Origin of the sequence: Sulfitobacter sp. HI0129 (assembly GCF_001635395.1) — a bacterium.
In the GTDB taxonomy this organism is placed as follows: Bacteria; Pseudomonadota; Alphaproteobacteria; order Rhodobacterales; family Rhodobacteraceae; genus Sulfitobacter.
This window is the reverse complement of sequence record NZ_LWGH01000931.1, coordinates 1-287: the sequence shown is the minus strand read 5'-3', so window position 1 is coordinate 287 and position 287 is coordinate 1. Positions and strand designations below refer to the sequence as shown.

Here is a 287-nt window from a genome sequence, read left to right as displayed (position 1 = left end):
GGAACGCGAGGATGGTCGCGGTGAGCAAGGCGGTCAATCCGGCAAAAACGCGTACATGCCCCACCGCGCGGATCAGCTTGGGCCCGATGAAACACCCAAGGGTGAAGCCCCCGAAATAGGCGGTGCCCAACAAACCGATCAGCGCGGCGGAATATCCTTCCTGCCCCGCCCGGATGGGCAACAGGGTCTGAAACAGCCCGTTCCCGGCAAAGAGCAAGGCGGCACAGATCAGGATCGTCACGATCGACACCAGCGACGACGTTTGCTGTGGCTGCGTCATCGAAGGT

1 pseudogene is annotated in these 287 nt (G+C 62.0%); it reads right to left on the bottom strand.

From position 1 onward, the window contains the following. Positions 1–250: pseudogene (locus tag A3764_RS21050) on the bottom strand (MFS transporter); the annotation flags it as partial. Positions 251–287: the final 37 nt, after the last annotated feature.